Below are 13,397 nucleotides of genomic sequence, written 5' to 3' on the forward strand. Positions count from 1 at the left end.
AGATCAGTCCTCTTCGGGACGCTTACGCCAACGGATGCCGGCGGAGATGAAGCCGTCGAGGTCGCCGTCGAAGACCGCCATCGGGTTGCCCGACTCGTATCCGGTGCGAAGATCCTTCACGAGCTGCTGACCGTAGAGGAAGTACGAACGCATCTGGTCGCCCCAGCTGGCGGTGATGTTGCCCGCGAGTTCCTTCTTCTTCGCTGCTTCCTGCTCCTTCTGCAGCAGGAGGAGGCGGGTCTGCAGCACGCGCATGGCTGCGGCGCGGTTCTGGATCTGCGACTTCTCGTTCTGCATCGACACGACGATGCCGGTCGGCAGGTGCGTCAGTCGCACGGCGGAGTCGGTGGTGTTGACCGACTGGCCGCCGGGGCCGGACGAGCGGAAGACGTCGACGCGGATGTCGTTCTCGGGGATGTCGACCTCGGTCGCCTCCTCCATGAGCGGGATGACCTCGACCGCGGCGAACGATGTCTGACGCTTGTCGGCCGAACCGAAGGGGCTGATGCGCGCCAGGCGGTGGGTGCCGGCCTCGACCGACACCGTGCCGAACGCGTACGGCGCGTCGATCTCGAACGTGGCCGACTTGATGCCCGCGCCCTCGGCGTAGGAGGTGTCCATGACCTTCACGGGGTACTTGTGCCGCTCGGCCCAGCGCAGGTACATGCGCATGAGCATCTCGGCGAAGTCGGTCGCGTCGTCGCCACCCGCGCCGGAGCGGATCGTCACGATCGCGGAGCGCTCGTCGTACTCGCCGTCGAGCAGCGTCTGCACCTCGAGCTGGTTGATCATCTCGGTGAGGGCTGCGAGTTCGGTGCGAGCCTCCTGGGCGGAGTCCTCGTCACCCATCTCGTTGGCCAGGTCGACGAGCACTTCGAGGTCGTCGAGGCGCTGGGCGATGCCGGTGACGCGGGCGAGCTCGGACTGGCGGTGGCTCAGCGCGCTGGTGACCTTCTGTGCGTTCTCGGTGTCGTCCCAGAGGTCGGGGGCACCGGCTTCTTCGCTGAGCCGCGCGATCTCGTCGCGGAGCCGTGCGACATCGACGACCTCGCTGATGTCGCCGAAGGTGTGCCTGAGTGCCTGGATGTCGGCGGAGAGATCGAGTTCGAGCATGATCACCGAGCCTATCCTGTCGTCGCCGCGGGAGTAGCCTCGAACGGTGAGCAGTGCATCCACGGTCCTCCGACGATTCGGGCCGATGGTGTATCTCCCGACCGTGCTGTTCTCGCTCGGCGAGGGCGCGGTGATCCCGCTGATCCCCGTCATCGCCGCATCGATGGGCGCCGACGTCGCGTTCGCCGCGCTGGTCGCCTCGGCGCTGGTCGTCGGTCAGCTCTGCGGCAATCTGCCCGCCGGATGGGCGGTCGCCCGTATCGGCGAGCGGTTCACGATGGTCATCGCCGGCGCGATCGCCATGCTCTCGGCGGTCGGGATGGTCTTCGCCCCGTCGATCGGCGTGCTGGCGGCATCCGTCTTCGTCCTCGGTTTCTGCGCCGCCGCCTTCGGGCTCGCGCGTCACGCCTTCATGACCACGCGGGTGCCCATCGAGTTCCGCGCACGTGCGCTGTCGTTGCTGGGCGGCAGCTTCCGCCTGGGGATCTTCATCGGGCCGTTCGTCGCGGCGGGTCTGCTGGAACTGTTCGCCACCGAGACCGCCGCGATCTGGTTCTTCCTCGGATGCCTCACGGTGATGGTGCTGCTCGTACTCTTCGGCCCCGATCCGGAGAAGACGATGCCGCCCGCTGTGACCTCCCCCATCCGCATCGGCACGGCCGAGGACCCGGGCGCGGTGGTCAGCGGAGCGATCCCCACCTTCGAGCGGATCGGGATCTTCCGCACGATGTGGCAGCAGCGCACGGTGCTCAGCCGGCTCGGCCTCGCCGCGGCGTCGCTCTCGGCCGTGCGTTCGGCCCGCCAGGTCGTGCTGCCGCTCTGGGGCCTCTCGCTGGGCCTCGATGCGCAGACGATCGCACTGGTCGTCGGGATCTCGGGCGCGATCGACTTCGCGCTGTTCTACGCGAGCGGGCAGGTCATGGACCGGTTCGGCCGGATGTGGGCGGCGATGCCGGCGATGATCCTGATGGGAGCGGGCTTCGTCGCCCTCTCGCTGTCGCACGACGTCGAGGCACCGGTGCTGTGGTTCGGGATGTTCGCGGCGGTGCTCGGTGTGGGCAACGGCCTGTCCAGCGGCATCCTGCTCACGCTGGGCGCCGATGTCGCGCCGAAGCGCGAACCCGCGGCCTTCCTCGGATCCTGGCGGACGCTGACGGATGCCGGTGGGGCGATCGCGCCGCTCCTGGTGTCGGCGATCACGGCGATCGCGTCCCTTCCGGTCGCAGCCGCTGCGATCGGGGTGATCGGGCTGCTCGGTGCCGTGGGGTTCGTCCGGTGGATCCCTCGGTTCGTCCCGAGGGTTCGGGACGACGACCCGGTGCCGCCTCCCGGCTGACGGTCGCTCATCGCAGCGCGGTGCGGCTCGTCGCGGTCGCTTCGAGCACGACGCCGTCGGGCACGAAGGGCGAGAACACCGGCGGATGCCAGGGTGCCGTCACCGTCACCTGCACCGAGACACCGTCGGGTGTCCACGCGTCGATGAGGGCGGCGTGGCGTTCGACCGCGTCGATGACCTCGAGCGCCTGCTCCCGCATGTCGCCGTCGTCGAGCTCGGCACGGACGCCGTGGTCATCGGCGACCAGTGTGAACCCGTCCGCTGCCGCTGCCGCCGCCGAATCGGCCACAGCGTCGAGCCGCTTCTGCGCGAGGTACAGGTCGGTGGCGCACACGCAGACCAGCACGATCGCGAGCGCGAGGAGCACATAGCCCAGGGTCAGGAGCAGGATGCTGCCCTCCTCGGCCTCGCTCGTACGACGTCGCATCATCCGCTCCCCCAACCGCGACCGACCTTCTGCACGGAGGTGGCCTCCAGAGGAACGGCGAGGGCGCTGTCGAGTCCGAGCATCTCCGGCACGAACGGCATCCGCACGACCGTGGTGACCGTCACGCGGAGCGTCGCGCCGCCCGTCAGGCACTCGGCACCTTCGGGCACGCAGGAGAGAGCGACGTCGGTGGCCTCGGCATCCATCCCGTACTCGTCGATGACCGCGGTGAGCACGTCGTCCGCGGCGAGCGCCGCGGATTCCGGGCCGGTCGACAGCGCGATGGTCCGGGCGATGTGTCTCGCAGCGGCCTCCGCCCCCAAGGACTGCTCCTGGATCGCGCCCAGGACGATCACGAGGTAGGCGAACGGCACCAGCAGGATCACCCCGACCGTGATGAACTCCAGCGCGGCGGAACCGTCGTCATTCCTCCCCCAGGCTCTCCATCGGAGCATGCGCGGTCACCTCCCAGGCGGCGGGGATACCGATCAGGCCCACCAGTGGGAACGTCGTCCGGATGCGCACGTCGACGCGATCGCGGTCACCGAGGTCGGTGACGCCGACGGCGATGTCCTCGGCATACGCGGCCCCGACCGCGCGCTCGATCACCTCGCGCGCCCGCTCGGCGCCCTCCTCGAGCGTGGTGTCGGCGAGCGCCGCGTGGTACGCGCCCTCGACCGCTGCATCGTGCACCACGTTGCGGACGTAGACGGCGACACCGAGCTGGATCACGGCGAGTGTGAGCGCGGTGAGGAGCGTGCCGACGAGAACGAACTCGACGGGGCTCGATCCCCGCTCGTCGTCGCGGATCCCGGACGAGCTCACTGGATCCCGGAGACCCGCTGGATCGCCTGCTCGAACAGATCCGACAGCGCCGGACCGGCGACCGCCCAGATGAGCACGACGAGGCCGGCGGTCATGAGCGTCACGAGCACCCAGCCGGGCACATCGCCGCGGTCATCGTGCGCGAGCGCGCGCAACCACCGGGTCGCGCGGGCGCGGAGGGGAAGGATCGGGTTCATAGGTTTCCTTTCGTGGGAGCTCAGCCGATGCCGAGTCGGAGGATGAAGAGTCCTGGGTAGATCGCGAAGAAGACCGACAGGGGCAGGATCAGGAAGACGAGCGGCAGGAGCATGAGGATCTCCTTTCGCCCGGCCTGCTCGATGAGGATCCGCTTGGCGTCCTCGCGGGCGTCGCCCGCCTGCGCCTGCAGGACGGCGGCGAGGGGTGCGCCGTGCTCGAGCGCGGCGATCACCTGATCGATCGCGCGTGAGAGGCCCGGCAGCTGGAGTCGTGCGGCGGTCTCGCTCAGCGCCTCCGCCAGCGGCGACCCGGTGCCGACCGCGAGGACGACCTGCCGGAACTCGCCGGTGAGCTCGCCGGATCCGACCGATGACACCCGCCGCAGAGCGTCGAGGAACCCCTCGCCGGCGGACAGGCAGAGGGCCAGGAACTCGAGCGTCGTCGGAAGCTCGTCGGTCAGGCGGGTGCGTCGCGCCTTGACCCGAGTGGACAGTTGCATGTCGTAGAGGGCTCCGGCAGCCCCTCCGCAGAGGAGCGGAAGGACGGCAACGGGTGCGGTCATGCGGCCGGTGAGCACGAGGACGACGATCACCAGCGCACCGCCGGCGATCCCCCCGACGATCCATCCGAGCTGGCGAGCCCGGAATCCCGAGGGAGTGACACTCGCGCCCGACTGCGCGATGCGACGAGCGAGCGCTTCTCCCCCGCCGAGCACCCTCTCGAAGAGAACGAGGAGATGCTGCCAGGGTGAGCGCCTCCCCGCGGGGAGCAGGGCGATCGACGGGAGCGCCGAGAGTGGAAGGTCGGCATCGTCCACGACGTCGCGCACGTACGGAGCGATCCGCACGGCCAGGGATGCGGCACCCCAGCGCGGCACGACCGAGAGGATGCCCAGAATGCCGAGTCCGAACATCCCACCCAGCAGTGCGGCGATCGCGATCGACGACCCGGTGCTCATCCGAACCACCGACGAGGCTCGGGCAGGCGTCCGATCCGCACCATCACCCGGAAGGCGACGGTCGACACGGCGGCTCCGAGACAGATCACCAGCACACCTTCGGGCGTGCCGTAGGCCTCGGCGCCCTCGGGCCGCATCACCAGCAGGCCGAGGATCACCCATGGCGCCACCGCGCCGAGCACGGCGGCCCCGCGGATCCATGACTGGCGCGCCTCGACCTCGCCGCGGAGAGCGGCATCGGCACGGACAGAGGCGGCGAGCGCGCGGAGCACGCCCGTCAGCTCGGTGCCACCCACCTGCCGGGCCATGCGCAGGGTCTCGATGATGCGGTCCCCGATGGGGTCGGCGAGCGTGTCCTTGAGGCGATCGAGGCTCGTCTCGAACCGCCCCGTCGCCCGCACATCGTGCGCGAACACCGCGAACGCCGGTCGCAGCATCGCCGGCGCGGAGTCCTCCAGCGCTCCGACCGCATCGGGGAGGGACAGACCGACGCGGATCGACGCAATGAGCAGATCGCATACGTCCGGCCAGAGCTGGCGGCGAAGACGGCGCAGACGCAGTCGACGCCCCCGCAGGTACCCGATCGGCGCCGAGCCCGCTGCGAGCCCGGCGAGGAGCGCCAGAACCGGAAGACCGGAGATGAGCCAGGCGGCAGCCGCCGCGGCGAGCGCCGCCGCGATCATGCCCGTGAGCACCGCTCGCGGCGTCAGCGCGCCGATCCCCGCCTCCGCGACGAGCCGAGCGAGATGCCCCCGACGGGGCGTCGTGCTCTTCGGCGCGCCCGGCGGCCACAGCCACGGCGAAAGGCACAGCAGCGCTCCTGCGGCCAGGAGGGCGCCGAGGAACAGCGTCACGAGTCGCGCCGCGGGGTACGCAGAGCGGTGCCGCGCCCGGGGTCCGAGTAGATGACGCGGGTGGCGATCCGTCCGTCGGCGATCTCGCCGGTCGGGGCGATGACTTCGCGTACCCGTCGTCCGCCCTCCGGATCGCGCACGCAGTGCACGACGAGATCGACGGACGCGGCGAGCGCCGGCACGATGAAGGAGCGGTCGATGTTCCGCCCGGCCAGGAGAGGCAGCATCGTGAGCTTGTCGAGCGCATCGTCGGCGGAGTTCGCGTGCACGGTCGCCGCTCCCGGCACCCCGGTGTTGAGCGCCAGCACCAGGTCGAGCGCCTCGGCATCGCGCACCTCTCCGACGACCAGCCGATCGGGACGCATGCGGAGGGCTTCCTTCACGAGCCTGCGGAGGGTGATCTCACCGGAGCCCTCCAGACTCGCCTGGCGCCCCTGCAGCGCGACGAGATCGGGTCCGTCGACCGAGAGCTCGAAGGTCTCCTCGACCGTGACGATGCGCTGCAGGTCGGCGCAGGCGGCCAGGAGGGCGCCGAGCATCGTGGTCTTGCCCGCATGCGTCGCCCCGGAGACGATCACACTCCGCCCCGCACGCATCTCATCGCCGAGGAATCGCGCGAGATCGACGGGGAGCGCCCCCTGCGCGGCGAGCGCATCGAGAGTCCGATGCCCGGGCAGGAACTTTCGGATGTTGACCGCCCACCCGCCGCGCACCACATCGGCGATCGCGACGTGCAGACGGGAGCCGTCGGGCAGCGAGGCGTCGACGAACGGCTGGCTGATGTCGACGCGGCGACCGGTGGATTGCAGCATCCGCTCGACGAGGTCGCGCACGACCGTCTCGCCGAGGCGTAGATCGACGCGCTCGGCCACTCCGCCCCGCGCGATGTGCACCTGGTCTCCCCCGTTCACCCAGATCTCCTCGATGCCCGGATCGTCGAGCAAGGGCTGCAACGCCCCGTACCCGCTGACCGCCGCGAGCACATCGCGGACCGAGCGCGCCTCGTCGTCGATGAGCTCCTGCCCTCGGGCGAGTGCCAGGTCGTTGTGCCTGCGGACCTCGGCCTCGGTGATCCGACGGACGGCATCAGGATCGATCGAGGGGTCGGTGCCGTCGCTGCGCAGACGAAGGCGCACACGATCGGCCACGGCGAGAGAGGGAGGATTCACGCCGAGCATCCTCGCAAGAATCGCGAGAACGGCGCGGAAGTTATCCACAGCGAAGACGGAACGACCTCGGAACGGCCCTCGTCCTGCACTGAAGACGTGGCCTCCGACCCCTCGGAGCCCCCGGTGCCCGGATCGCCGCGGGGATGATCACGCGGCCGTCGATCGGACGGTCGAGTCACCCGACGGATCGAGCGATCCCCGCCCTCTCCTTGTACCGGATTCTCCCGGGAAAGCGGAGGCCTCCGCTCGGTAGACTGTGAGCACCGCGCGGGAGTGGTGGAATTGGCAGACACGCAGGATTTAGGTTCCTGTGCCCCAGGGCGTGTGGGTTCAAGTCCCACCTTCCGCACAGGACGAGCGCATTCGCGCGTTCGGCTGCTCGACCGCCGCACCATCGCACCACGACGGGACACCCATGCATCACGCCGCGCTCATCCCCTGGCTCGACCCGGCCACGATCATCGGCACGGCGGGCCCGTGGGCTCTCCTCGTGGTGTGCTTCATCGTCTTCGCCGAGACCGGACTGCTGGTCGGCTTCCTGCTCCCGGGTGACACGCTGCTCGTGATCGCGGGCCTGCTGTCGCACCCGATCGCGGGTTCCGAGCACGGCGTCTTCGGCATCAACGTGTGGTTCGTGGCGCTGTTGATCGGTCTCTCGGCGTTCGTCGGCGGCGAGGTCGGCTACGTGATCGGCCACAAGGGCGGTCCGGCCGTCTTCGAGCGCAAGGAATCGGGACTCTTCAGCAAGAAGAACGTCGAGCGCACGAACGCGTTCTTCGAGCGCTTCGGCGGCATCACCGTGATCCTCGCCCGGTTCGTGCCGATCGTGCGCACGTTCGCCCCGGTCGCCGCGGGCGTCGGACACATGCCGTGGCGCAAGTACACGCTCTACAACCTCATCGGTGCCATCCTCTGGGGCTTCGGTCTCACGATGTTCGGCTACGCCATCGGGTTCATCCCGCCCGTGGCGGACTTCGTCGAGAGCTACATCGACCTGATCCTGCTCGCCGCCGTCGGCGGCACTGCTCTGGTCACGCTGTGGCACTACCTCCGCGAGCGCTACAAGGCCAAGAAGGAAGCCGAGGCCGGCCACGACGTCGTCACCGACGCGGCCGAGGCAGAGGCCCTCACGCTCGATCCCGAGGTCTTCGACCGCGCGCCCGACCTGGACGGCGACGGCAAGCACTGACGACGCGGGCTGAAAGCGGGCGCGGCCGTCAGCCCGCTTTCTTCTTCGCCGCCGCCTTCTTCGCGGCGGGCTTCTTCGCGGCCGACTTCTCGGCGTCGGCATCCTTCCCGTTGCCACCGGACCTCTCCGCGGAGCCCTTCGCCCGCTGTTCCTTCGACTTCGCGACGCTGGCGCGCAGGGCCTCCATGAGATCGATGACCTCGCCGCCCTTCTCCGCTCCCTCCGCCTCGCCGAAGGTGTCGGCGACGTCGAAGCCCTCGCCCGCATCGATCTTGGCGTCGATGAGCGTGCGCAGCTCCTTCTGGTACTCGTCGACGAACTCCTCGGGGTCGAAGTCGCTCGAGTAGCTCTCGACCAGCGATGCCGACAGTTCGAGTTCCTTCTTCGAGATCGACACATCCTCGTGCAGCGAAGGGAAGTCGACCTCGCGCACCTCATCGGCCCAGAGCAGCGTCTGCAGCACGAGCACGTCCCCGCGCACCCGCAGCGCGGCGAGACGGGTCTTCTGCCGGAGCGTGAAGCGCACGATCGCGGTGCGCTCGCTCTGCTCGAGCGTCTTGCGCAGCAGCACGTAAGCCTTGGGGGATTTCGAATCCGGCTCGAGGTAGTACGGCTTGTCGAGGGTGAGCAGATCGACCTGGTCGCTGGGCACGAACTCCACGACATCGATCTCGCGGCTCTTCTCGGACGGGAGAGCGGCAAGATCGTCCTTGGTGAGCACGACGGTGTGCCCCTCGTCGACGTAGGCGCGATCGATGTCGGAGTAGGCCACGGTCTCGCCGCAGACCTCGCACGTGCGCTGGTAGCGGATGCGTCCCCCGTCCTTGTCGTGCACCTGGTGCAGCGGAACATCGTGGTCCTCGGTGGCGGAGTAGACCTTCACCGGCACGTTGACGAGCCCGAACGTGACCGCGCCCTTCCAGATCGTTCTCATGACCCCAGTGAACACCAGCGGCACCGGCCGAGACCAGCCCTTGACTACGCTGGCTCCATGGTCGTCGACGGTCGGATCGTGCAGGTCGAAGGACGCCGCCTGCGCGTGACCAACCTCGACAAGGTCGTGTATCCCGAAACCGGTACGACGAAGGGCGAGATCTTCGCCTATTACTCGGCCATCGCGCCGCAGCTGCTGCCCCTGCTCGCCGGTCGCCCCGTGACCCGCAAGCGCTGGGTCGAGGGTGTGGGGACGGCGGATGCCCCGGCCGATGCCTTCTTCGCGAAGCAGCTCGAACGCGGGGCACCCGAGTGGATTCCCCGCCAGGCGATCGTGCACTCCGACGGTCCGAAGGACTATCCGCTGGTCGACGAGGTGCCGACCCTGGTGTGGCTGGCTCAGGTCGCGGCGATCGAGCTGCACGTACCGCAGTGGCGGTTCGGATCCGACGGACTGCCCGGGCGACCCGACCGCCTGGTGCTCGACCTCGACCCGGGCCCCGGCGTGGGACTCGCGCAGTGCGCGGCCGTCGCCCGTCTCGCCCGCGGCATCCTGACCGGGATGGGGCTCGATCCGGTGCCGGTGACCAGCGGCAGCAAGGGCATCCACCTGTACGCGGCGCTCCCCGGCGAGCAGACGAGCGCCGAGATCTCGATGGTCGTGAAGGAACTCGCCCGCGTCATCGAGAACGAGCACCCCGACCTCGCGACCGCCACCATGTCGAAGGCCGTGCGGAGCGGCCGAGTGTTCCTCGACTGGAGTCAGAACAACGGCAAGAAGACGACGATCTCGCCGTACTCGCTGCGCGGCCGCGCCCGGCCATGGGTGGCGGCTCCCCGCACCTGGGACGAGCTCGACGACCCCGATCTCGCACAGCTCGACCTCGACGAGGTGCTGGAGCGCGCGGCAGCCAGCATCGACCCGATGGCGGCGCTGCACCCGGCGGATGCCCCGGCCCCGAGTTCCCCGCCGGCCGCCCAGTCGAAGGCGGAGCGACACCGGCCGAGCAGCCGCGGCGCCTCTCCCGTCGCGCTCGATCCGGAGGCGACGCTCCCGACTTTCGAGCCGATGCTCGCCGAGCACGGCACCCCCGCACTCGCGCGCCGCCTGAGCGATCCCGCCTGGGCCGAAGTGAAATGGGACGGCATCCGCGCGATGGGCACCTGGTCGAACGGACGGATGCGTCTGCACGCCCGCCGAGGCACCGATATCACCGCGCGCTACCCGGAGCTCACGAGCGACGGCGCCCCGTTCCTGCCGGCGGCGGACGCGGTCGTCGACGGAGAGATCGTCGCCTTCGACCACGACGGCCGCCCGAGCTTCTCGCGGCTGCAGAACCGCATGCACCTCACCCGCGCGCGCGAGATCGAACGAGAGGTCGTGCGCACGCCCATCGTGTACATGCTCTTCGACCTGCTGCGCCTCGACGGCCACGATCTCACCGGCCTCCCCCTGCACCAGCGGCGCACGCTCCTCGATGACCTGATCGCCGATCTCGACGCGCCGGTGCAGGTGCCGCCCGTGTTCGACGACGTCGATGACGCTCTCGTCGCGAGCGACGACTTCGGTCTCGAAGGCGTCGTCGTCAAGGACCGAGACTCGCGTTACCGCCCCGGCACGCGCTCGCCCTCCTGGCTCAAGCTCAAGCACACTCGAATGCAGGAGACGGTCATCGTCGGCATCCGTCCGGGCAAGGGCGATCGCGAGCGCACGCTCGGTTCCCTCCTGCTCGCGGTGCACGACTCCCCCGGCTCACCCCTGCGCTACGTCGGCCGGGTCGGAACCGGGTTCACCGAGCGCATCCTGCGCGATCTGCTCGACCTGCTCGAGCCGCTGCGCACGAAGACCGCACCCCTCGACGGGGTTCCCGCGCCCGACGCCTCCGACGCGCTCTGGGTGCGCCCGGAAGTGGTCGGCGAGGTGGAATTCGCGAACTGGACGCCGGACGGGGTGCTGCGGCACGCGCGCTGGCGCGGACTGCGCCCCGACAAATCGCCCGATGAGGTCGTACGCGAGAGCTGACCCTCAGGCGTGGTGCGGCTCGCAGTCCGACTGCTCCGCCGGTTCGATCTGGAACGTCGAGTGCTCGACGTCGAAGTGCTCGGCGAGGCATCCCTGCATCTCCGAGAGGAGCCTGGTCGATCGTCCGTCGGCGAGGATCGCCGGGTCGACGAGCACGTGCGCGCTGAACACCGGCGCGCCACGGGTCAGTTGCCAGACGTGCACGTCGTGCACCCCGACCACACCGTCGTAGCCGAGCAGGTGCGAGCGGATGTCGGCCACCGCCATCCCTTTCGGTGCCGACTCGGAGAGCACCGAGAAGACCTCCCGCAGCAGAGAGATCGCCCGCGGGATGATGAGGATCGCGATGAACATCGAGGCGATGGCATCGGCCGGCATCCAGCCCGTCGCCACGATCACGATCGCCGCGACGATCACGGCCGCCGAGCCGATCAGGTCTCCCATCACCTCGAGGTACGCCCCGCGCACGTTGATGCTGGTGCGCTGCGCGCGGCTGAGCAACCACATCGAGACCGCGTTCGCCAGCAGACCGACCACCGCGACAGCGAGCATCAGCGGACCCGCCACCTCGATCTCGCCCGGGTCGATCAGGCGGCCGACGGCCTCGAACCCCACCCACCCCGCGAGCAGGATCAGGATGATCGCGTTGATCAGCGCGCCGAAGACCTCGGCCCGCTGATATCCGAACGTGCGACGGTCGTCGGCGGGGCGTGCGGCCACCGCCGCGGCGATGAGCGCGATCACGAGTGCCGAGGCGTCCGTGAACATGTGCGCGGCATCGGCCAGGAGCGCCAACGAACCGGTCAGCAGAGCGCCGACCACCTGCACCACCATGATCGTCGCGGTGAGGCACAGCGAGATCGTCAGAAGACGCCGGTGACCGGCCGAGCGGATGCCGCCGGCAGCGGGAGCGTGATCGTGCATGCCTCCAGGCTAAGCGCGGAATCAGCCGTTCAGCCGCGATTTCGCTAGTCGGGAAGGGTAACGAGAACCAGTCTCATCACGCGCTGCGCCGGACGGTGGCTCAGAGGTCGGCGAGCAGCGGCGCCAACTCCTCGAACGCGCGGGCGCGATGGGACTGCGCCTGCTTCTCCTCGTCGGTGAAGTCCCCGACCGAGCGCTCCTCCCCCGCCGGCTGACCGTCGGGGATGAAGATGGGGTCGTACCCGAACCCGCCCCCGCCGGAGGCGGCGTGCGCGAGCCGCCCGGGCCAGATACCGGTGACGACCTTCTCGGCACCGTCGGGTGAGACGAGCGCGATCGTCGAGGTGAAGTGCGCGGCGCGATGCGGGTCGGCGATGTCGCGCAGCTGATCGAGCAGCAGCTCGAGGTTGGCGACGGCATCCTTCTTCTGTCCCGCCCAGTAGGCGGAGAACACGCCCGGCGAGCCGCCGAGCACGTCGACGCAGATTCCCGAATCGTCGGCGAGCGCCGGAAGGCCGGTGTGCGCGGCAGCGGCTCGAGCCTTGATCAGCGCGTTGTCGGCGAAGGTCACTCCGTCCTCGACCGGTTCGGGTCCGTCGTAGCCGACGACTTCGAGGTCGGGGCGCACCCGGGCGACGATCTGCTGGAACTCGGCGACCTTGTGCGGATTGTGCGTGGCCAGGACGACCTTCATCGTCACTCGGCCGCCAGCGCGGCGATCTGCCGCTCGGTGAGGGTCGCGCAGCCGTCGACTCCGAGCTGCAGCAGCGCGTCGAGTTCGCGCTTGTCGAAGGGCGCACCCTCGGCGGTGCCCTGCACCTCGACGAACAGTCCGCGGCCGGTGACGACGACGTTCATGTCGGTCTCCGCGCGCACGTCTTCGACGTATGCCAGATCGAGCATGGGCTCTCCGTCGATGATGCCGACCGACACCGCGGCGACCGAGTCGAGCAGCGGGGTGGAATTGCGACCGATGAACTTCTTCTCACGGCCCCACTCGATCGCGTCGGCGAGGGCGACGTACGCGCCCGTGATCGCCGCAGTGCGCGTGCCGCCGTCGGCCAGCAGCACGTCGCAGTCGATCACGATCGTGTTCTCGCCGAGCGCCTTGGTGTCGACGACCGCACGCAGCGCGCGCCCGATCAGGCGGGAGATCTCGTGGGTGCGCCCGCCGATGCGGCCCTTCACACTCTCGCGGTCGTTGCGGCTGTTCGTGGCGCGAGGGAGCATGGCGTACTCGGCGGTCACCCACCCCTTGCCCTTGCCGGTGAGCCAGCGCGGAACGCCGTTCGTGAAGGATGCCGTGCACAGCACCTTCGTCCCGCCGAAGCTGATCAGCGCGGAGCCCTCGGCCTGAGAGCTCCATCCGCGCTCGATCGTGACCTCGCGGAGCTGGTCGGTGGAGCGGCCATCGGCACGCACGATGTCAGACATGGGCTTCCTTCGTT

The 13,397-nt window shown here is 69.5% G+C and carries 15 protein-coding genes and 1 tRNA gene; 4 read left to right on the forward strand and 12 right to left on the reverse strand.

The window, feature by feature from the left end; genetic code table 11:
• Positions 1–3: 3 nt before the first annotated feature.
• Positions 4–1,113 carry a peptide chain release factor 2 gene (gene prfB / locus WFJ97_RS13530; protein ID WP_247625325.1) on the reverse strand — a complete coding sequence of 370 codons (1,110 nt, stop codon included), beginning with the start codon at positions 1,111–1,113 and terminating at the stop codon, positions 4–6.
• 85 nt (positions 1,114–1,198) lie between these two features.
• Here prfB and WFJ97_RS13535 point away from each other — a divergent pair, with 85 nt between their 5' ends.
• Positions 1,199–2,449 (forward strand): MFS transporter, encoded by a 1,251-nt coding sequence (locus WFJ97_RS13535; protein ID WP_336642095.1) that lies wholly within the window; start codon positions 1,199–1,201, stop codon positions 2,447–2,449.
• Between the two features lie 7 nt (positions 2,450–2,456).
• Here WFJ97_RS13535 and WFJ97_RS13540 read toward each other — a convergent pair whose 3' ends face one another.
• The 7 genes from WFJ97_RS13540 to WFJ97_RS13570 are packed head-to-tail and all read right to left on the reverse strand — an operon-like array spanning position 2,457 to position 6,880.
• On the reverse strand, positions 2,457–2,876 hold the full coding sequence (locus tag WFJ97_RS13540) for a pilus assembly protein TadG-related protein (RefSeq protein ID WP_336641907.1): 420 nt from the start codon (positions 2,874–2,876) through the stop codon (positions 2,457–2,459).
• Positions 2,876–3,331 (reverse strand): TadE family protein, encoded by a 456-nt coding sequence (locus WFJ97_RS13545; protein WP_336641908.1) that lies wholly within the window; start codon positions 3,329–3,331, stop codon positions 2,876–2,878. The genes WFJ97_RS13540 and WFJ97_RS13545 overlap by 1 nt, the downstream gene beginning before the upstream one ends.
• Positions 3,300–3,701: a TadE/TadG family type IV pilus assembly protein gene (locus tag WFJ97_RS13550; protein WP_247634384.1), complete on the reverse strand. Its 402-nt coding sequence runs from the start codon at positions 3,699–3,701 to the stop codon at positions 3,300–3,302. Before WFJ97_RS13550 ends, WFJ97_RS13545 begins: the two co-directional genes overlap by 32 nt.
• A complete protein-coding gene (locus tag WFJ97_RS13555) occupies positions 3,698–3,898 on the reverse strand; it encodes a hypothetical protein (protein ID WP_247956546.1) in 201 nt (66 codons plus the stop codon). Before WFJ97_RS13555 ends, WFJ97_RS13550 begins: the two co-directional genes overlap by 4 nt.
• A gap of 20 nt (positions 3,899–3,918) precedes the next feature.
• Positions 3,919–4,857 carry a type II secretion system F family protein gene (locus WFJ97_RS13560; RefSeq protein WP_336641909.1) on the reverse strand — a complete coding sequence of 313 codons (939 nt, stop codon included), beginning with the start codon at positions 4,855–4,857 and terminating at the stop codon, positions 3,919–3,921.
• Positions 4,854–5,711 (reverse strand): type II secretion system F family protein, encoded by an 858-nt coding sequence (locus WFJ97_RS13565; RefSeq protein WP_247634348.1) that lies wholly within the window; start codon positions 5,709–5,711, stop codon positions 4,854–4,856. The genes WFJ97_RS13560 and WFJ97_RS13565 overlap by 4 nt, the downstream gene beginning before the upstream one ends.
• Positions 5,708–6,880 carry a CpaF family protein gene (locus WFJ97_RS13570; protein ID WP_336641910.1) on the reverse strand — a complete coding sequence of 391 codons (1,173 nt, stop codon included), beginning with the start codon at positions 6,878–6,880 and terminating at the stop codon, positions 5,708–5,710. The genes WFJ97_RS13565 and WFJ97_RS13570 overlap by 4 nt, the downstream gene beginning before the upstream one ends.
• Before the next feature lie 267 nt (positions 6,881–7,147).
• On the opposite strand from WFJ97_RS13570, the gene WFJ97_RS13575 reads away from it, so the two are divergent.
• A tRNA-Leu gene (locus WFJ97_RS13575) sits at positions 7,148–7,229 on the forward strand.
• A 66-nt stretch (positions 7,230–7,295) separates the two neighbouring features.
• Positions 7,296–8,069, forward strand: a complete 774-nt coding sequence (locus WFJ97_RS13580; RefSeq protein WP_247624792.1) for a DedA family protein — start codon at positions 7,296–7,298, stop codon at positions 8,067–8,069.
• Positions 8,070–8,097: 28 nt separating this feature from the next.
• Here the strand turns inward: WFJ97_RS13580 and ku are convergent, their stop codons facing one another.
• Positions 8,098–9,003 carry a non-homologous end joining protein Ku gene (gene ku, locus WFJ97_RS13585; RefSeq protein ID WP_336641911.1) on the reverse strand — a complete coding sequence of 302 codons (906 nt, stop codon included), beginning with the start codon at positions 9,001–9,003 and terminating at the stop codon, positions 8,098–8,100.
• 57 nt (positions 9,004–9,060) lie between these two features.
• On the opposite strand from ku, the gene ligD reads away from it, so the two are divergent.
• A complete protein-coding gene (gene ligD / locus WFJ97_RS13590; RefSeq protein ID WP_336641912.1) occupies positions 9,061–11,025 on the forward strand; it encodes a non-homologous end-joining DNA ligase in 1,965 nt (654 codons plus the stop codon).
• Positions 11,026–11,028: 3 nt separating this feature from the next.
• Here the strand turns inward: ligD and WFJ97_RS13595 are convergent, their stop codons facing one another.
• The 3 genes from WFJ97_RS13595 to rph all read right to left on the reverse strand — a co-directional run bounded on the left by WFJ97_RS13595 (position 11,029) and on the right by rph (position 13,383).
• The gene (locus WFJ97_RS13595) at positions 11,029–11,949 is read right to left on the reverse strand and encodes a cation diffusion facilitator family transporter (RefSeq protein ID WP_336641913.1); all 921 of its coding nucleotides are present in this window, start codon (positions 11,947–11,949) and stop codon (positions 11,029–11,031) included.
• Positions 11,950–12,049: 100 nt separating this feature from the next.
• A complete protein-coding gene (gene rdgB / locus WFJ97_RS13600; protein ID WP_247624796.1) occupies positions 12,050–12,643 on the reverse strand; it encodes an RdgB/HAM1 family non-canonical purine NTP pyrophosphatase in 594 nt (197 codons plus the stop codon).
• 2 nt (positions 12,644–12,645) lie between these two features.
• On the reverse strand, positions 12,646–13,383 hold the full coding sequence (rph, locus tag WFJ97_RS13605) for a ribonuclease PH (RefSeq protein WP_336641914.1): 738 nt from the start codon (positions 13,381–13,383) through the stop codon (positions 12,646–12,648).
• Positions 13,384–13,397: the final 14 nt, after the last annotated feature.

Origin of the sequence: Microbacterium sp. USHLN272, assembly GCF_037149655.1 — a bacterium.
Lineage (GTDB): Bacteria > Actinomycetota > Actinomycetes > Actinomycetales > Microbacteriaceae > Microbacterium > Microbacterium galbinum.